At 64.7% G+C, this 22,054-nt stretch carries 19 protein-coding genes and 1 tRNA gene; 16 read left to right on the forward strand and 4 right to left on the reverse strand.

From position 1 onward, the window contains the following. Window positions 1-117: 117 nt before the first annotated feature. Together ahpF and GH663_RS00215 are read left to right on the forward strand one after the other, a co-directional pair. Window positions 118-1,671, forward strand: a complete 1,554-nt coding sequence (gene ahpF, locus GH663_RS00210) for an alkyl hydroperoxide reductase subunit F (protein WP_153129755.1) — start codon at window positions 118-120, stop codon at window positions 1,669-1,671. Between the two features lie 110 nt (window positions 1,672-1,781). Further along, entirely contained in the window at window positions 1,782-2,273 is a 492-nt protein-coding gene (locus tag GH663_RS00215; protein WP_153129756.1) for an acyl-CoA thioesterase, read from the forward strand. A 99-nt stretch (window positions 2,274-2,372) separates the two neighbouring features. Here the strand turns inward: GH663_RS00215 and GH663_RS00220 are convergent. After that, a tRNA-Met gene (locus GH663_RS00220) sits at window positions 2,373-2,449 on the reverse strand. A gap of 128 nt (window positions 2,450-2,577) precedes the next feature. On the opposite strand from GH663_RS00220, the gene miaB reads away from it, so the two are divergent. The 5 genes from miaB to lnt are packed head-to-tail and all read left to right on the forward strand — an operon-like array spanning window position 2,578 to window position 7,643. Further along, window positions 2,578-3,915 (forward strand): tRNA (N6-isopentenyl adenosine(37)-C2)-methylthiotransferase MiaB, encoded by a 1,338-nt coding sequence (miaB, locus tag GH663_RS00225; protein WP_153129757.1) that lies wholly within the window; start codon window positions 2,578-2,580, stop codon window positions 3,913-3,915. Further along, window positions 3,896-4,918 carry a PhoH family protein gene (locus tag GH663_RS00230; protein WP_153129758.1) on the forward strand — a complete coding sequence of 341 codons (1,023 nt, stop codon included), beginning with the start codon at window positions 3,896-3,898 and terminating at the stop codon, window positions 4,916-4,918. The genes miaB and GH663_RS00230 overlap by 20 nt, the downstream gene beginning before the upstream one ends. Window positions 4,919-4,973: 55 nt before the next feature. Beyond that, entirely contained in the window at window positions 4,974-5,339 is a 366-nt protein-coding gene (gene ybeY, locus GH663_RS00235) for an rRNA maturation RNase YbeY (RefSeq protein ID WP_343029819.1), read from the forward strand. Between the two features lie 5 nt (window positions 5,340-5,344). After that, window positions 5,345-6,196, forward strand: coding sequence for a CorC family transporter (locus tag GH663_RS00240; protein WP_066885172.1), 852 nt, complete (start codon window positions 5,345-5,347; stop codon window positions 6,194-6,196). Between the two features lie 10 nt (window positions 6,197-6,206). Continuing rightward, window positions 6,207-7,643, forward strand: coding sequence for an apolipoprotein N-acyltransferase (gene lnt, locus GH663_RS00245; protein WP_246181460.1), 1,437 nt, complete (start codon window positions 6,207-6,209; stop codon window positions 7,641-7,643). A 5-nt stretch (window positions 7,644-7,648) separates the two neighbouring features. On the opposite strand, the gene GH663_RS00250 is transcribed toward lnt, so the two are convergent. From GH663_RS00250 to GH663_RS00260, 3 genes are all read right to left on the reverse strand, one after another. Then, complete coding sequence (locus GH663_RS00250) at window positions 7,649-8,344, reverse strand: transglycosylase SLT domain-containing protein (RefSeq protein ID WP_153129761.1); 696 nt, start codon at window positions 8,342-8,344, stop codon at window positions 7,649-7,651. Window positions 8,345-8,659: 315 nt separating this feature from the next. Then, window positions 8,660-10,879: a PEP/pyruvate-binding domain-containing protein gene (locus GH663_RS00255; RefSeq protein ID WP_153129762.1), complete on the reverse strand. Its 2,220-nt coding sequence runs from the start codon at window positions 10,877-10,879 to the stop codon at window positions 8,660-8,662. Continuing rightward, window positions 10,876-11,490 (reverse strand): TetR/AcrR family transcriptional regulator, encoded by a 615-nt coding sequence (locus GH663_RS00260; RefSeq protein WP_211371028.1) that lies wholly within the window; start codon window positions 11,488-11,490, stop codon window positions 10,876-10,878. Before GH663_RS00260 ends, GH663_RS00255 begins: the two co-directional genes overlap by 4 nt. A 148-nt stretch (window positions 11,491-11,638) precedes the next feature. Between GH663_RS00260 and glyQ the strand changes: the two genes are divergently transcribed. The 9 genes from glyQ (at window position 11,639) to GH663_RS00305 (ending at window position 22,047) form a co-directional block, all read left to right on the forward strand. Further along, window positions 11,639-12,583, forward strand: a complete 945-nt coding sequence (glyQ, locus tag GH663_RS00265) for a glycine--tRNA ligase subunit alpha (RefSeq protein ID WP_066885186.1) — start codon at window positions 11,639-11,641, stop codon at window positions 12,581-12,583. A gap of 2 nt (window positions 12,584-12,585) precedes the next feature. Continuing rightward, entirely contained in the window at window positions 12,586-14,721 is a 2,136-nt protein-coding gene (gene glyS, locus GH663_RS00270; protein WP_153129764.1) for a glycine--tRNA ligase subunit beta, read from the forward strand. After that, a complete protein-coding gene (gene gmhB / locus GH663_RS00275; protein ID WP_066885192.1) occupies window positions 14,718-15,263 on the forward strand; it encodes a D-glycero-beta-D-manno-heptose 1,7-bisphosphate 7-phosphatase in 546 nt (181 codons plus the stop codon). The genes glyS and gmhB overlap by 4 nt, the downstream gene beginning before the upstream one ends. Further along, window positions 15,260-16,012, forward strand: a complete 753-nt coding sequence (locus GH663_RS00280) for a lysophospholipid acyltransferase family protein (protein ID WP_153129765.1) — start codon at window positions 15,260-15,262, stop codon at window positions 16,010-16,012. The genes gmhB and GH663_RS00280 overlap by 4 nt, the downstream gene beginning before the upstream one ends. Beyond that, complete coding sequence (locus tag GH663_RS00285) at window positions 15,990-16,709, forward strand: M48 family metallopeptidase (protein WP_153129766.1); 720 nt, start codon at window positions 15,990-15,992, stop codon at window positions 16,707-16,709. Before GH663_RS00280 ends, GH663_RS00285 begins: the two co-directional genes overlap by 23 nt. 13 nt (window positions 16,710-16,722) lie before the next feature. After that, window positions 16,723-17,106, forward strand: coding sequence for a lactoylglutathione lyase (gloA, locus tag GH663_RS00290; protein WP_153129767.1), 384 nt, complete (start codon window positions 16,723-16,725; stop codon window positions 17,104-17,106). A gap of 58 nt (window positions 17,107-17,164) precedes the next feature. Beyond that, a complete protein-coding gene (locus GH663_RS00295; RefSeq protein ID WP_153129768.1) occupies window positions 17,165-17,776 on the forward strand; it encodes a hypothetical protein in 612 nt (203 codons plus the stop codon). A gap of 62 nt (window positions 17,777-17,838) precedes the next feature. Continuing rightward, window positions 17,839-18,627: an ABC transporter substrate-binding protein gene (locus GH663_RS00300; RefSeq protein ID WP_153129769.1), complete on the forward strand. Its 789-nt coding sequence runs from the start codon at window positions 17,839-17,841 to the stop codon at window positions 18,625-18,627. Window positions 18,628-18,642: 15 nt separating this feature from the next. Then, a complete protein-coding gene (locus tag GH663_RS00305; protein ID WP_153129770.1) occupies window positions 18,643-22,047 on the forward strand; it encodes a PAS domain S-box protein in 3,405 nt (1,134 codons plus the stop codon). Window positions 22,048-22,054 lie beyond the last annotated feature (7 nt).

Below are 22,054 nucleotides of genomic sequence, written 5' to 3' on the forward strand. Positions count from 1 at the left end.
CCGCCGCGCCCACTCGGGCGTGGCTGGATTTCAGCGATTTGCTGCGGTCGACCGCAGGACTGGCCGATATTTCGATGACCACGGCAAATCAGTGAAATTCAGCACAAGGAAAACATCATGCTCGACGCCAACATCAAGGCTCAACTCAAGGCCTACCTCGAAAAACTGCAACGCCCGATCGAACTCGTCGCCTCGCTTGACGACAGTGCCAAGGCGCAGGAAATGCGCGGCCTGCTGGTCGACATCGCCGCCCTTTCCAGCAAAGTCAGCCTGCGCGAGAACGGCAACGCCACCTTGCGCCCCTCATTCGCCATCGGCCAGCCCGGTGAAGCGCCGCGCATCACCTTTGCCGGCATCCCTATGGGTCACGAATTCACCTCGCTGGTCCTCGCCCTGCTGCAAACCGGCGGCCACCCACCCAAGGTCGATGCCGCCGTGATCGAGCAGATCAAGGCCCTGCCCGGCAGCTTCAATTTCGAGACTTTCATCTCCCTGTCCTGCCACAACTGCCCGGATGTTGTGCAGGCGCTCAACCTGATGGCCGTGCTCAACCCCAACGTGACCAGCACGATGATCGACGGCGGCATGTTCCAGGGTGAAGTCGAGCGCCGCAAGATCATGGCCGTACCGACCGTTTTCCAGGGTGACGCCGAATTTGGCGCCGGCCGGATGAGCATCGAGGAAATCATCGCCAAGCTCGACACTGGCGCCGCCGCCCGCGATGCCGAAAAGATCAATGCCAAGGAAGCCTACGACGTGCTCGTCGTCGGCGGCGGCCCGGCCGGCGCTGCAGCCGCCATCTACGCTGCCCGCAAGGGCATCCGCACCGGTCTGCTGGCCGAGCGCTTCGGCGGCCAGGTCATGGACACGCTGGCGATCGAGAACTTCATTTCAGTCAAGGCCACCGATGGCCCGAAACTGGCCATGGGCCTCGAAGAACACGTCAAGGATTACGACGTCGACGTGATGAACCTGCAACGCGCCACACAACTGATCCCCGGCGACCTCATCGAGATCAAGCTCGACAACGGTGCCTCGGTGAAAAGCAAATCCGTCATCCTCTCCACCGGCGCCCGCTGGCGCGAAATGAACGTGCCCGGCGAGCAGGAATACCGCGGCAAAGGCGTCGCCTACTGCCCGCACTGCGACGGCCCCCTGTTCAAGGGCAAGCGCGTGGCGGTCATCGGCGGCGGCAACTCCGGGGTCGAGGCGGCGATCGACCTCGCCGGCATCGTCGGCCATGTCACGCTGCTTGAATTCGATGGCCAGCTACGCGCCGACGCCGTGCTGCAGAAAAAGCTGCACAGCCTGCCCAACGTGACGGTCATCGTCAAAGCGCTATCGACCGAAGTCACCGGCAACGGCGAGAAAGTCAACGGGCTGATCTACAAGGATCGCGACACCGACGAAGTGAAGCGCATCGATCTCGAAGGCATCTTCGTGCAGATCGGCCTGCTACCCAACACGGACTGGCTCAAAGGCACGGTCGGGCTGTCCAACCGCGGCGAAATCGAAATCGATGCCAAGGGCCAGACCAACGTACCCGGCGTCTTCGCCGCTGGCGACTGCACAACTGTGCCCTACAAGCAGATCATCATCGCCATGGGCGCCGGCGCCACCGCCTCGCTCGCCGCCTTTGACCACCTGATCCGGACCTCGGCCCCCGCCTGAGAATCCGGCCTCGCCCGAAATACAGCCCGCAGAATTGGCTTCTGCGGGCTGTTATTTTTTGGGGAACGCATGGCTATACTGCCTTCGCCACACCAATAGGAAATTCACGCATGCACCTCCCCAAACATCAACTCGCCATGACCGTCCTGATGACGCCGGACATGGCCAACTTCTCCGGCAACGTCCATGGCGGCACCATCCTCAAGCTGCTCGACCAGGTCGCCTACGCCTGCGCCAGCCGCTACGCCAGCCAGTATGTCGTCACCCTGTCCGTCGACCAGGTCATGTTCCGCCAACCCATCCACGTCGGCGAACTGGTCACTTTCCTGGCCTCGATCAATTACACCGGCAACACCTCGATGGAAGTCGGCGTCAAAGTCCTCACCGAGGACATCCGGGCGCAAGTGATCCGCCACGCAAATAGCTGCTTCTTCACGATGGTAGCCGTCGATGAACAAGGCCAGCCGACCGTGGTCCCCGCCCTAACCCCGCAAACCCCCGACGAAATCCGCCGCCACCAGGCCGCCCAGATCCGGCGCGACCTGCGTAAGGAATTCGAGATCCGGCAACGCCAGCTGAAGCCGGCCGCGCCAAAAGCCTAAGTACGACGCCAGCCATGTGCCACACCTACGTGCCGCACATGGCGCGGCCAACAAATGAAAAAGCCGCTGACCCTTTCGGATCAGCGGCTTCTGCATTTCTGGTGGTGATGGGCAGAATCGAACTGCCGACCTATGGGTTATGAATCCATCGCTCTAACCGACTGAGCTACATCACCACGCTTGAGGGCGCGGATTATAGGGTGGCTCTGATTGGCGGTCAACGAATTTGTGCTCGGTTATAATTCGAAACTTTCCCGCACCCGGGTTGCCGAAGCGGCACCCACCATTCTGCGAAGTAATATCCATGCCCAAAAAACTGTTCATCCGCACCTTTGGGTGCCAGATGAATGAGTACGACTCGGACAAGATGGCCGACGTTCTCAATGCCGCCGAAGGCGTTGTCAAAACCGACAACCCTGAAGAGGCCGACATCATTCTGTTCAATACCTGCTCGGTGCGCGAAAAGGCGCAGGAGAAGGTTTTTCACGACCTTGGCCGGGTCAAGCACCTGAAGAAGCTGAATCCCAATCTGGTGATCGGAGTCGGCGGCTGCGTCGCCAGTCAGGAGGGCGACGCCATCGTCGCTCGTGCGCCTTACGTAGACGTGGTGTTCGGACCGCAGACCCTGCACCGCCTGCCGCAGCTGATTGCCGAGCGCAAGGAGAAGGGCAAGGCGGCGGTCGACGTCTCCTTCCCCGAAATCGAGAAATTCGATGCCATGCCGCCGGCCGAAGTCAAAGGCGCCTCGGCTTTCGTCTCGATCATGGAAGGCTGTTCGAAGTTCTGCACCTTCTGCATCGTGCCTTACACCCGCGGCGGCGAAGTGTCGCGCCCGTTCGACGACGTGCTGACCGAAGTGGCCGGCCTCGCCGCCAACGGCGTCGGCGAAGTGACGTTGCTCGGCCAGAACGTCAATGCCTATCGCGGCGACATGGCGGAAACTGACGAGAAGGCCGATCTGGCGCTGCTCATAGAGTACATCGCCGAAATTCCCGGCATCGAGCGCATCCGCTACACGACGTCGCATCCGCGCGAAATGAGCGATCGCCTGATCGAGACCTACCGCAAGGTACCGAAGCTGGTCTCGCACCTGCACCTGCCGGTCCAGGCCGGCTCGGACCGCGTGCTGGCGGCGATGAAGCGCGGCTACATGACCATCGAGTACAAGTCGATCATCCGCAAGCTGCGCGCGGCGCGGCCGGACATTTCGCTGTCCTCCGACTTCATCGTCGGCTTCCCCGGCGAGACGGATGAGGACTTCGAGAAGACGATGAAGCTGATCGACGATGTCGGCTTCGACAACTCCTTCTCCTTCATCTACAGCCCGCGTCCCGGCACCCCGGCCGTCGAGATGGACGATTCGACATCGGCCGAAGTCAAATCGGCTCGCTTGTCGCGTTTGCAAAAACGTATCGACGAGCAGGCGCAGGTAATCAGCCAGGCCATGGTCGGCAGCATCCAGCGCGTGCTGGTCGAAGGCGTCTCGAAAAAGGACGCCCACGAACTGGCCGGGCGCACCGACAACAACCGTATCGTCAACTTCATCGGCAATCCGCGGCTGATCAACACCTTCGTCGATGTCCGCATCACGTCGGCCTTGCCGCACAGCCTGAGGGGCGAAATTGTCATCCGAGAAGAGTAATGCCATAAAACCAACGGCTGGCACCAGAACCGCCCCGAAAAGCAAGCCAGCGGAAGTCACACTGGCGCCGGTCGACAACGTGTTGCTGGCCAATCTGTGCGGCCCGCTCGACGAGAACATCCGGCAGATCGAAACCGGCTTCGATGTCGTCATTCGCCGACGCAACGAGCGCTTTTCGATTTCCGGCGAAAAAGCCGCGTTGACCGCCGACGCCATCCGCCATTTCTACGGCATGGCGCGTGAGCCGCTGTCGGTCGATGAAATCCAGCTCGGCCTGATCGAGCTGATCAACGCCCCGGTCCGCCGCATCTCGCGAAAGGCCGAAGGCCCGGTCGACGGGCCGCAACTGGTCACCCGCAAGACCGAGTTGCACGGCCGTACGCCGCGCCAGGTCGCCTACCTGAAGGCGATCCAGGAACACGACATCACCTTCGGCATCGGTCCGGCCGGCACCGGCAAGACCTATCTTGCCGTCGCTTCCGCCGTCGATGCCTTCGAACGCGACCTGGTCGAGCGCATCATCCTGACCCGGCCGGCGGTCGAAGCCGGCGAACGCTTGGGCTTCCTGCCCGGCGACCTGACCCAGAAGATCGACCCTTACCTGCGCCCGCTCTACGACGCGCTGTACGACCTGATGGGCCACGACCGGGTCAGCAAGCTCTACGAAAAGCGCGCCATCGAGATCGCCCCGCTCGCCTTCATGCGCGGCCGGACGCTGAACCACGCCTTCATCATTCTCGATGAGGCGCAGAACACGACGCCGGAACAGATGAAAATGTTCCTGACTCGCATCGGCATCGGCGCCAAGGCCGTCGTCACCGGCGACATCACCCAGATCGACCTGCCCAAGGGGCAAAAGAGCGGCCTGCGCGAAGCGCACGACATCCTGAAGGGCGTGCGCGGCCTGGCCTTTACCGAATTTACCAAGGAAGACGTGGTCCGCCACCCGCTGGTCGCCCGCATCGTTGCCGCCTATGAATCCCACGCCAAGCAAACGCCTTAACCTGTCGGTGCAATATGCCTGTAACCGCGAGGGCTTACCCTTACGGGCAGATTTCGTGCGCTGGGCACGGGCCGCGCTGATCGGCGGCGGCGAAATCGCCATCCGCCTGGTCGACGCCGACGAGGGGCAGGCACTGAACAACGAGTACCGCGGCAAGGACTACGCGACCAACGTACTGTCCTTTCCGTATGACACCGAACCGCTGGTGACGGGTGACCTGGTCATCTGTCCGAGCGTCGTGGCGCGCGAAGCGGCCGAGCAGAACAAGCCGCTGGCCGCCCACTACGCCCACTTGGTGGTGCATGGTATGCTGCATTTGCAGGGCTGGGATCATGACAATGACGATGATGCCGAGGCCATGGAAAATAAAGAAAGGGAGATTCTCGCCGCGATGGGTTATCCAGACCCGTATGCGGTTTAAACATCATGGATAGTGACAGTAAACCGAGTTTTATCGAACGACTGACCTCCCTGCTGCTGCGCGAACCTGAAGATCGCGAGCAGCTACTTGAAATATTGCACGCCGCCTACGAGCGCAACCTGATGGACGCCGATGCGCTGACCATCATTGAAGGTGCGCTGGCCGCTTCCGACACCCGGGTGACCGACGTGATGATTCCGCGGGCCCAGATGGACGTCATCGACGTCGATGACCCGATGAGCGAAATCGTCCCCGTCGTCATCGAAGCCGCCCACTCGCGCTTTCCGGTGGTCGATGGCGACCGCGACAAGGTGCTCGGCATCCTGCTCGCCAAGGATCTGCTGCGCATCCACACCGAAGAGAGTTTCGATTTGCGCGACTGGCTGCGCCCGGCTGTCTTCATCCCCGAATCGAAGCGGCTGAACGTGCTGCTCCGCGAGTTCCGCGTTTCGCGCAACCACATGGCCATCGTCGTCAATGAATACGGCGGCGTCGCCGGCCTGGTCACCATCGAGGACGTGCTCGAACAGATCGTCGGCGACATCGAGGACGAATACGACTTCGATGAAGCGCACGACAACATCCGCCTCGACGCCTCCGGCCGTTACCGGGTCAAGGCACGGACCGAAATCGAGGACTTCAACGAGGCATTCACGACGAAATTCTCCGACGAGGAATTCGATACCGTCGGCGGCCTGGTCCTCCGTCACCTCGGCCGCGTCCCGAAACGCAACGAGATCGTCGACATCGAAGGCGTCCGCTTCCAGGTCCTGCGCGCCGACAGCCGCCGCCTGTACACGCTGCTCGTTACCCCGCCGCCCAAATCCGAAGCCGGTGCTGAAGACTTTACTGGCTAGACACCCGGCAGTGCGCTACCTCATCGCCGCGACCACCGGGGTCGCCGGCGTGCTGTGCTTCGCCCCTTTCGGCCTGTTCTGGCTGGCCCCGCTGATCTGGCTCGGCCTCTTCCAGTTGCTGCGCAGCGCCGGAACGACGCGACAGGCGGCCCTGAGCGGCCTGGCGTTCGGCCTCGGCTTCTTCCTGACCGGCGTTTCCTGGGTTTACGTCAGCCTCTCCGTCTTCGGCGGCATGCCGTGGTGGCTGGCCGGACCGGCCGCCTTCCTGTTCTGTGCCGTGATGGCGCTGTTCCCGATGCTGGCCGGCGGCATTTTCAAACGCTGGCAGCCGAACGGCTTGTGGCGGCAGGCGCTCTGCTTCGCGGCGCTGATTGCTGCGGTCGACTGGCTGAGAAGCTGGATTTTCACCGGCTTTCCCTGGCTCGCCCTCGGCTATTCGCAAGCCGCACCCAGCCCCTTGAGCGGCTTCGCGCCGCTGCTTGGCGTCCATGGCTTGTCACTGCTCGTCGCCCTGAGTGGCGCCCTGCTCGTCCGCTGGCGGACCGGGGTGATCTTCGCGACACTGCTGATCATCGGCGGCTTCGTGCTGCGCCAGCTGCCGTGGACGACGCCGGTCGGCGAACCGGTCAGCGTCGCGCTGATCCAGGGCAATGTGCCGCAGGAAATGAAGTTTCGGCCGGAAGCCTTCCTGCGCACGCTGAGCCTTTACCAGCAACTGATCGAGCAGAACCCGGCCCAACTGACCATATTGCCGGAAACGGCGTTGCCGATCTTCTTCAACCAGTTGCCGCCGATGTATGTCGAACGCCTGCAAAAGGCCGTCTGGGCGCATGGCGGCGACCTGATTACCGGCACCTTGAGCGGCGACCCCGATGCCTACTGGAACAGCGCCGTCAGCCTCGGCATCTCGCCGACCCAGGTGTACAGCAAGCGCCACTTGGTGCCCTTCGGCGAGTTCATTCCGCCCGGCTTTGCGTGGTTCATGGCGCACGCCAACATTCCGATGTCGTCCTTCTCACGCGGCCCGGAAAACCAGCCGCCGCTCGCCGTCGCCGGCCAGAAGGTGGCGGTCAACATCTGCTATGAGGATGTTTTCGGCGAAGAGCTGATCGGCGTGCTGACCCAGGCCGGCATCCTGGCCAACCTGTCGAACACTGCCTGGTTCGGCCATTCGCTGGCCCAGCCGCAGCATTTGCAGATCGCCCAGATGCGCGCCGCCGAAACCGGCCGCCCGATGTTGCGGGCGACCAATACCGGGATGACCGCCATCGTCTCGGCCAGCGGCAAGGTGCAGGCGGTGCTGCCGCCGTTCACCACCGGCGTGCTGCGCGGCGAAGTGCGCGCCCATCAGGGCCTGACGCCCTACGCCCGCGTCGGCAACTACGCCTTCCTGCTGCTCGCCGGCCTCTGTCTGCTGTTCAGCCAGCTGCCGTCACGCCGACGCTGACGGCCTCAGGTCGTCCGCAGGCGTTGCGTCGCCTGTTCCAGGCGTTGCTTCTCGGCCAGCACTTTCAATGAGTAGCGCCGTTCCGGGTCGTTGCTGGCACCGCCGAACTGCTGCAGGCCATCTTCCAGCCCGCCGTTACGGCTAATCGATTCTTTCAGCACGCGCGCCCCGACCTGGACATTGGTCACCGGGTCGAGGAAGGCGGCGGGAGCCGCTTCATCCGGCAACTTGTCGAGATGGAAGCGCGGCACGACCTGCATCAGGCCCTGGGCGCCAAACACGCTCTGCGAAAAGGGATTGAAGCCGGACTCGACGCCGATCACCGCGATGATCAGCAGCGGGTCGAGGTGCAACTCGCGGCCGACCGTCTGCGCCGTCGCGAAGATCGGCTGCAAGGCGTCGGTGGACACCCGGTAGCGCCGGGAAACGTAATCCAGCGCACCGCGCATCCGCGGATTGAGAGCCGAGGGCGTTGCCTCGGGCGACGGGCTTTCCGGCTCTTCGGTGGCGGCAACGGCTGCCGCTTCACTGACCGGGGCAGCCGACTTCAGGCTGTCCGACAGATTCAGATAACCGCTCAGCAAACCGAGCAGCACAAACACAAAAACCAGCCCGGCCGCCATCAGAAATTTCTGGAGCAGGACATAAACGACTGTTGAGACCCGCTGTACGGCGGGAGAGAGAGTAGTCGAAGCGAACATGCGACCTCCTTCACTGTTGCCACTACCGAAAACTTCTCCGGCAGCGAACGGTTACAGGGGGTACGACATCGGCGAGGGCGGGGGAAAGTGGCAAGAGGCCGAAACCCGCAAGGCACCAGGGCTGGCGCCGGAAAAACCGATGTTGCACCGCAACACGAATCGCACTCTATTGATTTAATTGAATATTGTCAACAAACACCGGCCAGGCATCGCCTAAAAATGTTGCACAAACACCAACACACCGGGCGCCAGGCCGCATGTCGACAGGCTCCCGGTGCATCTCGGCGCGGACAAAAAAAGATCGCCCGCCGCCCCTCAGACCACCTCGACCAGACGCCGGACCATGCCCGCGATGCCATCGACCTCGATCAATTCGCCATCCCTCAGTTGGTCGACGATACCGGGCAGATTGACCACTGCCGGCAAGGCGAATTCGCGGGCGACGATGGCGCCGTGCGACAGGTAACCGCCGGTTTCGACGACCAGGCCGCCGGCCTTGAGGAACAGCGGCGTCCAGCCGGGATCGGTGGACGGCGCGACGAGAATCTCGCCCGGCTGCAGCGCCAGCCCCTCGGATGGATGGCGCAGCCGGCGGACCCGGCCACGCGCCACGCCGGTCCCGGTGGCGACGCCACGGAAACCTCCCGCCTCGTCCGGTTTTGCCGGTTTTTCATCGGTCGACCGCAGCACCGGCAGCGCCTGGCCAGCCGGCGCCAGTGCCAGCCATTCGCGCGCCTCGGTCGCCTGCCAGCGGGCGAACCGCGCGCTGCGTTCGGCGATGCGGGCACGCAGCGCGGCGGCGTCGACCTCGGCCAGCGCCGGCAACTGCTCGAGTAGTTGTTCGGGCTCCTCATGCCAGCGCGGACTGCGCAGGTAGGTCTCGTAATGGCCGCGATGGCCATAGCGGTCGAGAAAGGCGGCGAAGGCCGCGGCGAATTCCGGGTCGTCCTGCGGTCGACCGCCGGTTTTGGCCGATTTTGCCTGGCGGGCCAGGTCGAGCAAGGCGTACCCCTGCTCGGCCGTCACGCTCGGCTCGCCACCGGCCAGCAGCGCCGCCCCGAGCGCCGCGCTCTCGCCGGGAAAAGCGCGCTCCAGCGTGTCGAGCAGCAGGCTCAGGCTGCCGCCCCCCGAGCCTTGCAGGAAGAACATGCCGGCAAACTCACGGGCGGGCTTGAGCACGCGCAGTAGCAAGGCCGTGATCTCCTCATTGCACTCCGGCAGGGGCACATCCCGTAGTTGCCGGGCAATGGCCCGCGCCTGGGCGACTTCCGCATCGCCCCGCCGCCCCATCGCCGGCGCCTGGCGCAGGTAACGCAGCGTGTTGGCGATCCGGCCCAGACGTTCGCGCCAGTTCGGCGGCGTGCTCGCGATAACCGGCTGATGGCCGCCCATCAGGGCATTGAAGCGCTCGGGCAGCAGGCCGATGCCGTCCCAGGCCTCCCACTGCAGGATCGAGGCTTCGAGGTAGAGCCGCCCATCGAACAGTCCGGCGCGCTGGACGCCGGGCAGCAGCGGGTAGCCGGCCAGTTTCCAGCCCTGTTCGAGCAGATCGTTGCAGCCGCGCCGCGAGAAATTCCAGTCCATCGCCTGCAGAGGCTCGGGCATGATTTCGCAGGTATTGCCGCGCGTCCAGAGCGCTGGCTGGCCGCGCAGGGCCGGGTAGGTGTAGTGCGGGCGCCGCGTCACCGGCCGGGCCTGGGTCAGCCAGAATTGCCCACCGTCCCAGACCCATTCGAAATCGTAGAACGGCGCCACGAAATCGCAGGCGACCGCCGCATCGCGCAGCAGTGCGACCAGGCGCTCCGCCTGCCCGGCGTCGAACACTGCCGCCTGCGCCTTTGCCGGTGGCAATGACTCGCGCACGGTGCCGCCCGCCGCGGCTGGCCGGCTGATCGTCGCCTTGCTGCCGATCCGCGTTTCGATCAAGCGCCAGGTATCGCTGCTGTCCTCGGCGAAGACATACTCGTCGCCCGCCGCCTCGCCGCCGACCAGGCTTTCGCCCAGGCCCCAGTTGGCGTGCACGATGATCCGATCCTCGCGGCCGCTGGCCGGGTCGCAGGTGAAGGCGATGCCCGAGGCCTCTGCCGCCAGCAGCGGCATGACGACGACGGCCATCGCCACGTCGCCAGCGATGCCCAGCCGCTGCCGGTAGGCCGCCGCGGTCGGCGTATCGAGCGAAGCCCAGACCTCGGCAATCGCTGCGGTCAACGCCGAAAAATCGCCAATATTCAGACAGGAGCGGTAGATGCCGGCGAACGACGCCGCTGCCGCATCCTCGCCAAGCGCCGACGAGCGCGCGGCCAGCGGCTTATCCAGCCAGCCGCGTGCGGTCAGTTCGGCCTGCAACAGCCGCTGCAGTTCGAGCGGCACACCGGCGCCGCGCTGCCGGCTCCAGGCGGCGGGAATCACGAAAAAGTCGGGCACCGGCAGGCCGTAGCGCAGCAACCGCCCGAGCTGGCGCCCCTTGCCACCGACCACCTGCGGCGGCGCATCGGCGGCAGCCGTCGCCGGAACCAACCCCATCTCCGGGCTCATGACCGCCCTCCCATGCCGTTGCAGACCAGATCGAGCATGGTCGCCAGTTCGTCGGCCAGCGCCAGGCGATCGTCGGTCAGGCAGCGCAGCAGCGTCGCCAGATGAGCAAATTGCAAATGCATCGCCAGCAGCGCGACCGGCAGGTCGGCGCGGAATTCGCCGGCCGCCTGGCCCTGGGCGATCAGCTCGCTGAAGATCGCTTCCATGCCGCTGCGCTCGCGCCCTTCGGCCGGCAGCCGGGAATCACTCAGGCGAAAGCGGGTGTAGGGCAGCAGAAATGCGCGCCGGCTCTCGCACCACGCCGCCTGCAATTCGAGAAAACGGGCCAGCCGCGCTCGCCCCGGCGCCGCCCAGGCCAGTTCCGGCTGGATGTCCGGCCAGGCGGCGCGCAGTTCGCGATGAAAGACATGGCGCAGCAAGGCTTCCTTGACCGGGAAATGCCGGTACAGCGTGACCTTGGAGAGATCGGCCGCCTCGGCGATGCGCTCCATCGTCACCGCCTCGAAGCCCTCGGCCTCGAACAACGCCCAGGCGGTATCGGCAATATGGTCGAGTTGTTGTTGGCGCTTGCGCTCGCGGCGGCCAGGCGGCTCGTCACCAGTTTGGGGCATGCGATGGATCGGCATATTGGCGTCCTCAATAAAATAACTTCGTTAATTATTGAACGACGTTCATTATTTTTCAAGCTTTGCGCCACTCTGACCAAGGCCGCTAAAAGCTTGTAAAATTCAAGGTCTTCCGTCTTTTCGAGTGCGTCCGATGACGACCAGCAACAGTTCCACGAAAAAGCCCACCTTCCAGGAAATCATCCTGCGTCTGCAGCAATACTGGAGCGCCCAAGGCTGCGCCCTGCTGCAGCCCTACGACATGGAAGTCGGCGCCGGCACCAGCCATACCGCCACCTTCCTGCGCGCCATCGGCCCCGAGCCGTGGAAAGCCGCCTACGTGCAGCCCTCGCGCCGCCCGAAGGATGGCCGCTACGGCGAGAATCCGAACCGCATGCAGCACTACTACCAGTACCAGGTGGTGCTCAAGCCGGCGCCGGACAATATTCTCGAGCTGTATCTCGGCTCGCTCGAAGCCCTCGGTTTCGACCTCAAGAAGAACGACGTCCGTTTCGTCGAGGACGACTGGGAAAACCCGACGCTGGGCGCCTGGGGCCTCGGTTGGGAAGTCTGGATGAACGGCATGGAAGTGACCCAGTTCACCTACTTCCAGCAGGTCGGCGGCATCGACTGCAAGCCGATCACCGGCGAAATAACCTACGGCATCGAACGCCTGGCGATGTACCTGCAAGGCGTCGAAAACGTCTATGACCTCGTCTGGACCGACGGCCTGACCTACGGCGACGTCTATCACCAGAACGAAGTCGAACAATCGACCTACAACTTCGAGCATTCCGACGTCGACTTCCTGTTCCACGCCTTCGGCGCGCACGAGAAGCAGGCGCAGCACCTGATGGGCGCCCAACTGGCGCTGCCCGCCTACGAACAGGTGCTGAAGGCGGCGCACACCTTCAACCTGCTCGACGCCCGTGGCGCGATCTCGGTCACCGAGCGCGCCGCCTACATCGGCCGCATCCGCAACCTGGCCCGTGCCGTGGCGCAAGCCTATCTCGACAGCCGCGCCCGCCTCGGCTTCCCGATGGCACCGAAGGAATGGGCCGCCGAAGTGCTCGCCCAGATTGAAAAGAAAGTTGCCTGAACATGACCGCCAAGAATCTGCTCGTTGAACTATTCGTCGAGGAACTGCCGCCGAAGGCGCTGAAGAAACTGGGCGAAGTGTTTGCCCAGACGCTGACCGCCTCGCTGAAAAATGCCGGTCTGGCCGCGTCGACCGCAGCCGTCACCGCCTACGCCTCGCCGCGCCGACTGGCCGCTCACGTCACCGAGGTCGCGGCAGTGGCTGCCGACAAGCCGGTCGTCCAGAAGCTGATGCCGGTCGCCGTCGGCCTCGATGCCGCCGGCAATGCCACACCGGCCCTGCTCAAGAAACTGGCCGCCCTCGGCGCCGATGCCTCCTGCGTACCGAACCTGCGCCGCGAAAATGACGGCAAGGCCGATGTGCTGTTCTACGAAAGCCTGGCCAAGGGCGCGACGCTGGCCGAAGGCCTGCAGAAGGCGCTGGAAGCTGCACTGGCGGCGCTGCCGATTCCCAAGGTCATGAGCTACCAGCTTCAGGACGGCTGGAGCAGCGTCAATTTCGTCCGCCCGGCACATGGCCTGGTCGCCCTGCACGGCAGTGACGTCGTGCCGCTGGCCATCCTCGGCCTGAACTCGGGCCGCGAAACGCACGGCCACCGCTTTGAAGCGACGGTCGATCCGGTCGTCTTCGCCCACGCCGACGAATACGCCGCCAAGCTGGCGAGCGACGGTGCCGTGATCGCCTCGTTTGCCGAGCGCCGCGCCGAAATCGCCCGCCAGCTCGCAGCCGCAGCGGCCCAGGCCGGCGGCAAGCCGATCGACGACGACGCGCTGCTCGACGAAGTCACCGCGCTGGTCGAACGGCCGAATGTGCTGGTCGGGCAGTTCGAGGAGGAATTCCTCGCCGTGCCGCAGGAATGCCTGATTCTGACCATGAAGGCCAACCAGAAGTACTTCCCGCTGCTCGACGCGGCAGGCAAGCTGACCAACAAGTTCCTGGTGGTCAGCAATATCAGCCCGGCCGATGCTTCCGCCGTGATCGGCGGCAACGAGCGCGTCGTCCGTCCGCGTCTGGCCGATGCCAAGTTCTTCTTCGACCAGGATCGCAAGAAATCGCTGGAATCACGCGTCATCGGCCTTTCCAAGGTCGTCTATCACAACAAGCTGGGCACCCAGGGCGAGCGCACCCAACGTGTTGCAGCAATTGCTCGCGCCATTGCACATGAGTTACGCGACGTTGAGTTGACCCACAAAGTAGACCAAGCAGCACTGCTTTCGAAAGCAGACCTATTGACTGACATGGTCGGCGAGTTCCCGGAACTACAAGGCATCATGGGCCGTTACTACGCGCTGCATGATGGCCTTCGCCCGGATGTCGCTAATGCCATCGAAGACCACTACAAGCCGCGCTTTGCCGGCGACTCATTACCGCGCGACCTAGTTGGTACTGTCGTAGCGCTGGCCGACAAGCTGGAAACGCTGGTCGGCATGTTCGGCATCGGCCAGATCCCGACCGGCGACCGCGACCCGTTCGCGCTGCGTCGCCATGCGCTGGGCACCATCCGTATGCTGGCCGAAGGCAATCTCGATCTGCCTGTAGATCGATTGATTCATAGCGCCAGCCAAGCTTTTAACGACTGGATTGCGAGCCATCCCGAAGCAGCCCTTGACTTTGGTTTTCACACCACTCGCACACTGCCCGACTTCATCTACGACCGCCTCGCCGGCAGCCTGCGCGAGCAGGGCTACACGGCGCAGGAAGTCGATGCCGTCGTCTCGCAACGGCCACAACGCCTGGGCGACATTCCCAAGCGCCTGGCCGCCGTGCGCGCCTTCTCGGCGCTGCCCGAAGCCGCTGCGCTGGCTGCCGCCAACAAGCGGGTCGGCAACATTCTGAAGAAGGTCGAAGACAGTGTTGACGCCTGGGTCGATGCCGCCCTGCTCAAGGAAGCCGCCGAAGTCGCGCTGCACGCGGCGCTGGTCGAAGTGGTGCCGCAGGCCGATGCCGCCTTCGATACCGGCGACTATGCCGAGTCGCTGCAGGCGCTGGCCGCGCTGCGCGCCCCGGTCGATGCCTTCTTCGACGGCGTCATGGTCAATGCCGACGACCCGGCCCTGCGCAGCAACCGTCTGGGCCTGCTCGCCAAGCTGCACGCGGCGATGAACAAGGTCGCCGACATTTCGAAACTGTCGGCATGAAGCTCGTCATTCTCGACCGCGACGGCGTCATCAACTTCGACTCCGCCCAGTTCATCAAGAGCCCAGCCGAGTGGAAGCCGATTCCCGGCAGCCTGGATGCGATTGCCCGCCTCAACCAGGCCGGCTATCGCGTCGTCGTCGCCACTAACCAGTCCGGCGTTGGGCGCAGCCTGTTCGACATGGATACGTTGAACAGCATCCACGAAAAGATGCACAAGGCGCTGTTCGCCGTCGGCGGGCGCATCGAGGCCATTTTCTACTGCCCGCATGCGGCCGACTCCGACTGCGAATGCCGCAAGCCGAAACCCGGCATGTTCAAGCGTATTTCGGAAACGATGAACACCGACCTCAAGGGCGTGCCGGCGATCGGTGATTCGCTGCGCGACCTGCAGGCCTGCGCCGTGCTTGGCTGCCAGCCGATCCTGGTGCATACCGGCAAGGGCGAAAAGACCAAGGCCGAAGGCAACCTGCCGGAAGGCACGCTGGAATTCGCCAACCTGGCCGCCGCCGTCGACTTCATCCTGAACGAAAGCAAGGCATGACCGTCATCCGCTCGTCGCTGTTCATGGCCTGGGCCATCCTGTGGTCCATCGTCTCGGCGCCGCTGGTCGTCATCGCCGCGCTGGCATTGCGTGGCCTGTGGGGCTACCGCCTCGGCAAGCTGTGGCGGCTCGGCATCCAGTGGGGCGTCGAAAATCTGCTCGGTATCCGCCCCAAGGTGATCGGCCTGGAAAACATGCCGAAAGAGCCCTGCGTCATTCTCGCCAAGCACCAGTCGGCCTGGGAAACGATGACCCTGCAGGACTATGTGCCGAACGGCGCCTACTGCGTCTTCGTGCTCAAGAAGGAGCTGCTCAAGGTGCCGCTGATTGGCTGGGGCCTGGCCGCCATGAAGATGATCTCGATCGACCGCGCCGCCGGCAAGGACGCGCTCGACCAGGTCGTCACCCAGGGCCGCGAGCGCCTGAAGCAGGGCTTCTACGTCATCCTCTTCCCGGAAGGGACGCGCGTTGCGCCCGGCCAGACCAAACGCTACAAGCCGGGCGGCGCCTATCTCGCCACCCACGTCGGCTGCAAGGTCGTGCCGATCGCCCACGATGCCGGCGAACTGTGGCCGCGCCAGGCTTTCCTGAAAAAACCGGGGACCATCACGGTCAGTATCGGCCCGGCTTTCGACGCCACCGGAATGAGCGAAGCCGAGGTCAATCGTCAGGCCGAAGCCTGGATTGAAGCCGAGATGCGCCGGATCTCGCCGCATCGTTACCGCGATGCCGCCCGCAGCAACGCCTGAGGCCGCCCGCCGCATCGTCCTCGACGGCCAGCCCGTCGCCTATCAGCTGCGGCGCAGCCAGCGGCGGACCATCGGCCTGACCATCGACCATCGCGGCCTGCGCGTCGGCGCACCGCACCAGGCCCGCCTCGGCGACATCGAAGGCCTGATCCGCCAGCATGGCCAGTGGGTGCTCGACAAGCTGGCCAACTGGCGCGAACGGCCGCCGCCGGCCACGCTGGCCGTCGGCGACGGCACCGTGGTTTTTGCCCTCGGCGAGCCGTTGACCGTAGCGATCACCGAAATTGCCCGCAGCCGCTGGCAATTTGCCGGCAACCGGCTTTATCTGAGCCCGACCGCCTCGGCCAGCGCCAATCAGCTGCTCGAAAAGGCGCTGCGCGAAAAGGCGCGCGCCGTTTTTACCGAGCGCCTCGGCCACTACGCCCCCCGGCTCGGCGTCGCCCTACCGCCGTTGCGCCTGTCGTCGGCCCGCACGCGCTGGGGCAGTTGCAGCCACAGCGGCGGCATCGCCCTCAACTGGCGGCTGATCTTCATGCCGCTGCCGATCGTCGATTACGTCGTCTGCCACGAACTGGCCCATCTCAAGGAAATGAACCACAGCCCGCGCTTCTGGTCTCTGGTCGAGCAACTCTGCCCGGAATGGCGCAGCCGGCGCCTCGAACTGCGCCAGCACGCCCGGCAGCTCCCCCAACTCTGAACAGGAAAACAGCATGCGCATTCTGCACACCATGATCCGCGTCGGCGACCTCGACCGCTCGATCGCCTTCTACACCGAAATCCTCGGCATGCAGCTGATCCGCCGCCAGGACTACCCGGAAGGCCGCTTCACGCTGGCTTTCGTCGGCTACGGCCCGGAAGACAAGGAGGCGGTGCTCGAACTGACCCACAACTGGGACACGCCGAGCTACGAACTGGGCAACGGCTACGGCCACATCGCCCTCGCCGTGCCGGATGCCGCGGCAGCCTGCGCCGAGATCAACCAGCGCGGCGGCAAGGTGGTGCGCGAAGCCGGGCCGATGAAGCACGGCACGACCATCATCGCCTTCGTCGAAGACCCGGACGGCTACAAGATCGAACTGATCCAGCGCGCCTGAGGCAGATCAAGGCCATTCGCTGCGTCGCCGCCGATACTGTGCGGCCAAGGAGATCGACATGGCCTTTCCCGACTACTTTTCCCGTATTCCCACCATCACGCTGCATGACCCGCTGGCCGAAGTGCTCGGCGCGGCCGAGGGCGGCCTGATCGAATATTCGTTTGCCGATGCCGTCCGCCTGACCGGCCACGCCTGCCCGACCGTCGCCGGTGCCTGGCTGACCGGGGTCGGCGCCCTGCGCGCCCTCTACGGCGACGAAGTACCGCGGCGCGGCGAGATCGAAGTCTGCCTGCACGAATCGGAAGACAGTGGCGTCGCCGGCGTCATCGCCAACGTGCTCGGCCTGCTCACCGGTGCCGCCGGCCCCGGCGGCTTCAAGGGCCTGGGTGGACAGTTCCGGCGCAACCGGCGTCTGCATTTCGCCGAAGCCGGCCTCGAATACATCCGCCTGCGCCGGATCGACACCGGCCTCAGCGTCGACTGCCAACTCGACCTCTCCGCCGTGCCCGGCGACCCGCGCAGCGGCCCGCTGCTCGGCGCCATCCTGGCCGGCCAGGCCGGCCCGGCGGAACGCCAGCTGTTTGCCGAACTGTGGCAGGACCGCGTCCGCCGCATCCTGCTCGACGACAGCGCCCGCGACCGGCTGCTCAGCTTCACGCTACGCCATTGAAGGCGGGCGGGGCCGGGCTGAATCTGATATGCTTAATATTACAAAAGCAATAGAGTTCAGCCATGTTGCGCTTAATCCTGATCGGCCTTGCCCTCCTCGCCCACCAGCTCCCCGCCTTCGCCCAGGAGAGCGCGCTTGACCGCATTGCCGCCGCCAAGACCGTCCGCGTCTGCATCTGGCCCGACTATTTCGGCATCAGCTATCGCGACCCGAAAACCCGGCAACTGTCCGGCATCGATATCGACATGGCCAAGGGCCTGGCCCGTGATCTCGGCGTCGGCCTCGAATTCATCGACAGCTCCTTTGCCCGGCTGATTGCCGACCTCACGGAAGACCGTTGCGACATCGCCATGTTCGCCATCGGCATCACGCCGCAGCGGGCCGAAAAACTGCGCTTCACCAAGCCCCACCTGGCCAGCGACATCTACGCCATCACCACCAAGAGCAACCGCCGCATCCGCGCCTGGGACGACATCGACAAGGCCGGCAGCGTCGTCGCCGTGGCCAAGGGCACGCTGCACGAACCGGTGATGAAGGAAAAGCTGAAGAACGGCACGCTGAAAGTGCTCGATACGCCGCACGCCCGCGAGCAGGAAGTCGAATCCGGCCGGGCCGACGTTTTCATGACCGATTTCCCCTACAGCCAGCGCATGCTGAAGACAACCGACTGGGCGCGCCTGATCAAGCCGGACAGCACCTACCATATCACCCCCTACGCCTACGCCATGCGGCCGGGCGACGACCGCTGGCACGCCCGGGTCGAAGCCTTCGTCGCCACCGCCAAGCGCAATGGCGAACTGAAAGCGGCCGCCGAACGGCACGGCCTGTTGCCCATCCTCCGCCTCGACTGATCAGGCTTGACCAGCGTGAACAACGCCGGCGCCCGCTATTTCACCAAGCTGCTGATCGGCCTGCAGCTATTGCTGGTCATCTCGGTAGTGGCCGGCACCTTCTCGAATGTCTACAGCCTGCGCCAGGAAACCCTGGCCCGTCACCTGCAGGAAGCGGAGGCCCAGGCCCGCGTCTTCGAAGACCAGCTAACGCAGACGCTGAACCTGGCCAGCCTGACGCTGCAGAGCCTGCCGGAAGCGATCGACCTACCGCAGCCGCGGCCGGAAAGGGCCAATGCCCAGCTCGAACTGATCCAGCGCCGCCTGCTCTTCCTCCGTTCGCTGTCGCTGGCCGAACTGGATGGACGCATCGTCGCCAGTTCCAACCCGGACAATATCGGCGCCATGGTCGCCACCGACGATTTCCAGCCGCGCCCGGAAGGCCTGCAGGCAGCAGGCTTCCTGCGGACCGGCTTGCCGTGGGCCGGCCGCGATTTTGCCGATGGCAAGCCGTCGACCGCAGGCAACCCAATCCCGGCCGATGCCAGCAATTTTTTCCCGGCCCTGCGCGAAGAAATTTTCCACGGCCAGCGGCTGAAACTGCTGGCCAGCCTGAATCCCGACTATTTCCTCAACCACTTCGCCCGCCATATCGACCCGGCGCTGACCGAGGTCGAAGTCATCTCCTACGACGGCACCCTGCTGCTCTCGTCGAACGACCGGCGCAGCATCGGCAGCCGCCACCTCGACGCGGCCAGCCTGAACCAGTTGCAGATCGAGGAAATCGGCACCCGCAATGCCAGCCATGAGAAAGGCGGCTACCTGCTGACCGCTTTTCGCGCCTCGCGCAGCTACCCGCTGCTGGTCCAGGTCCATGTCGACCGCGAAGTCGCCCTCGCCAAGTGGCAGGCGCAAACCTGGCGCACGCTGGGCGCCGTCGGCCTGGCCCTGCTCGCCCTGCTCCTCCTCACTTCGCTGCTGATTGCCCGGCTGCGCAAGGGGATGCTGGCCGAAGAGCAGATGCAGAAGGAACGCCAGCTCGCCGCTCAGGTTTTCGAACACAGCACCAATGGCATCCTGATCACCGATGCCGAACGCCGCATCCTGGCGGTCAACCCGCGCCTGGAGGCAGTTTCCGGTTATGCCGCCAGCCAGTTGATCGGCGCCAATCCGCGCATCTTTTCCTCCGGCCTGCACGATGCCGCCTTCTACCAGGCGATGTTCGGCGAACTGCAGGCGCACGACGTCTGGCGCGGCGAAATCGTCAATCGGCGGCAGGACGGCACGCCGATCGAGGAGTGGCTGACCATTTCCTCGGTGCGGGACGCGCAGGGACAACTGACCAACTACGTCGGCGTCTTCGAGGACATTTCCGACGAACGCCGCCGCGACAGCCTGATCCGCCGGCTGTCGCAGGCCGTCGAGCAGAGCCCGACCAGCATCGTCATCACCAATCTGCTGCCGGCCATCGAGTACGTCAATCCGCAATTCTTCCGCACCACCGGCTACACGGCGGAGGAAGTGATCGGCCAGAACCCGCGCATGCTGCAGTCCGGCCTGACGCCGAGCGCCACCTACGATGCGATGTGGCAGACGCTGGCCGGCGGCGAGGTCTGGGAAGGCGAATTCGTCAATCAGCGCAAGGACGGTTCGGTCTATTACGAGCGGGCGGTGATCGCGCCGATCCGTGAGACCGACGACGAAATCACGCACTACGTCGCAGTCAAGCTCGACATTTCCGAACAGCGCCTGCAAGCCATCCGCCTGCAACGCCAGCTGGCCGCGCTGCGCGCCCTCAACGACATCGTCGCGACGACCGGTCTCGAACCGCTGGAAACGATGCGCGCAGCGCTGCAGGTCGCCGTCGATCACCTGCACCTCGAATACGGCATCATCAGCCACATCAACCGCGAGGTTGGCGCCTACCGCATCGAAGTCCAGGTTTCGCCGCCGGGAACGCTTCGCGACAAGCAGCAGATCGAACTCGGCATCACCTATTGCAGCTCGACGCTGGAACACGACGGCGTCCTCGCCATCGCCAATGCCGCAACCAGCGACTACCAGCGCCACCCGTGCTTCCGCGAATTCCGGCTGGCCGCCTACCTGGGCGCGCCGATCCAGGTCAATGGCGAGGTCTACGGCACCATCAGCTTCTCGTCGGCGACCGGCCGCGACCACGATTTCGACCCCTCCGACATCGAGTTCATCCGCATGCTCGCCCGCTGGGCCGGCGCCTTCCTCGAACGCCTGCACGCCCAGGAGCAACTGGAGCAGGCGCGGCAGGCGGCCGAAGCGGCCAGCCTGGCGAAGAGCAGCTTCCTGGCCAACATGAGCCATGAAATCCGGACGCCGATGAACGGCGTCATCGGGATGAGCGATTTGCTGCTCGGCAGCACATTGACCGCCGAACAGCGCGACTATGCGAAAACCATCCGGCACAGCGCCGACAGCCTGCTCGGCCTGATCAACGATATCCTCGACTTTTCCAAGGTCGAAGCCGGCAAGCTGCAGCTTGAGGCGATCCCCTTTGCACCCGCCGAACTGCTCCATGACATCGTCGCCCTGCTCGCCCACCAGGCCGCCCTCAAGGAAATTGGCCTGAGCACCGCCAGCGCCCCCGGCGTACCGGCCCAACTGCTCGGCGATCCCGGCCGGCTGCGCCAGATCCTGCTCAACCTGGCCGGCAATGCCGTCAAATTCACCGAGACCGGCGGCGTCAAGATCACGATGGCGAGCGAAGCAGCCGCCGGCCAGCCCGATCAGGTCTGGCTCGACTTCCGGATTGCCGACAGCGGCATCGGCATGAGCCGGGAAGTCGTCGACAACCTGTTCGCCCCCTTCTACCAGGGCGACGCCTCGACCACCCGCCGCTTCGGCGGCAGCGGCCTCGGCCTGTCGATCTGCCGGCGCCTGGTCGAACTGATGGGCGGCAGCATCGAGGTCGCATCGACGCCCGGGGTCGGCAGCGAATTCCGCCTCCGTCTGCCGTTCGGCGTCGTCACCGACCCCGCGCCGCTCGCCGCAGCCGCCCCCGCTCAGCCCCCGCTCGGCGAACTGCCGGCCGGCCTGCGCGTGCTGCTGGTCGAGGACAACGTGGTCAACCAGAAAGTGGCCGGCGCCCTGCTCAAAAAACTGGCCTGCCAGGTCAGTCTGGCGGTGAACGGTGCCGAAGCCCTGAAAATGCTCGCTGCCGACAGTTTCGACATCGTGCTGATGGATTGCCAGATGCCGGTCATGGACGGCTTCGAGGCCACTCGCCGCCTGCGTGCCGGCGAAGCGGGCCCGGCCGCGGCGCAGCGGCCGGTGATCGCGATGACCGCCAACGCCATGCAGGGCGACCGCGAAGAATGCCTGGCCGCCGGCATGGACGCCTACCTGGCCAAGCCGGTCAGCCGCCAGGAACTGGTCGACAGCCTGCGCCAGTGGTGTGGCGGGCGCTGACTTTCAG

Origin of the sequence: Dechloromonas hortensis, from assembly GCF_009469765.1 — a bacterium.
In the GTDB taxonomy this organism is placed as follows: Bacteria; Pseudomonadota; Gammaproteobacteria; order Burkholderiales; family Rhodocyclaceae; genus Azonexus; species Azonexus hortensis.

Bases quoted from the DNA above. Each gene is read 5' to 3' on its own strand.
- ahpF (WP_153129755.1), top strand. From the start codon at position 118: ATGCTCGACGCCAACATCAAGGCTCAACTCAAGGCCTACCTCGAAAAA.
- GH663_RS00215 (WP_153129756.1), top strand. From the start codon at position 1,782: ATGCACCTCCCCAAACATCAACTCGCCATGACCGTCCTGATGACGCCG.
- miaB (WP_153129757.1), top strand. From the start codon at position 2,578: ATGCCCAAAAAACTGTTCATCCGCACCTTTGGGTGCCAGATGAATGAG.
- GH663_RS00240 (WP_066885172.1), top strand. From the start codon at position 5,345: ATGGATAGTGACAGTAAACCGAGTTTTATCGAACGACTGACCTCCCTG.
- GH663_RS00250 (WP_153129761.1), bottom strand. From the start codon at position 8,344: ATGTTCGCTTCGACTACTCTCTCTCCCGCCGTACAGCGGGTCTCAACA.
- GH663_RS00255 (WP_153129762.1), bottom strand. From the start codon at position 10,879: ATGAGCCCGGAGATGGGGTTGGTTCCGGCGACGGCTGCCGCCGATGCG.
- GH663_RS00260 (WP_211371028.1), bottom strand. From the start codon at position 11,490: ATGCCCCAAACTGGTGACGAGCCGCCTGGCCGCCGCGAGCGCAAGCGC.
- glyQ (WP_066885186.1), top strand. From the start codon at position 11,639: ATGACGACCAGCAACAGTTCCACGAAAAAGCCCACCTTCCAGGAAATC.
- glyS (WP_153129764.1), top strand. From the start codon at position 12,586: ATGACCGCCAAGAATCTGCTCGTTGAACTATTCGTCGAGGAACTGCCG.
- gmhB (WP_066885192.1), top strand. From the start codon at position 14,718: ATGAAGCTCGTCATTCTCGACCGCGACGGCGTCATCAACTTCGACTCC.
- GH663_RS00280 (WP_153129765.1), top strand. From the start codon at position 15,260: ATGACCGTCATCCGCTCGTCGCTGTTCATGGCCTGGGCCATCCTGTGG.
- GH663_RS00285 (WP_153129766.1), top strand. From the start codon at position 15,990: ATGCCGCCCGCAGCAACGCCTGAGGCCGCCCGCCGCATCGTCCTCGAC.
- gloA (WP_153129767.1), top strand. From the start codon at position 16,723: ATGCGCATTCTGCACACCATGATCCGCGTCGGCGACCTCGACCGCTCG.
- GH663_RS00295 (WP_153129768.1), top strand. From the start codon at position 17,165: ATGGCCTTTCCCGACTACTTTTCCCGTATTCCCACCATCACGCTGCAT.
- GH663_RS00300 (WP_153129769.1), top strand. From the start codon at position 17,839: ATGTTGCGCTTAATCCTGATCGGCCTTGCCCTCCTCGCCCACCAGCTC.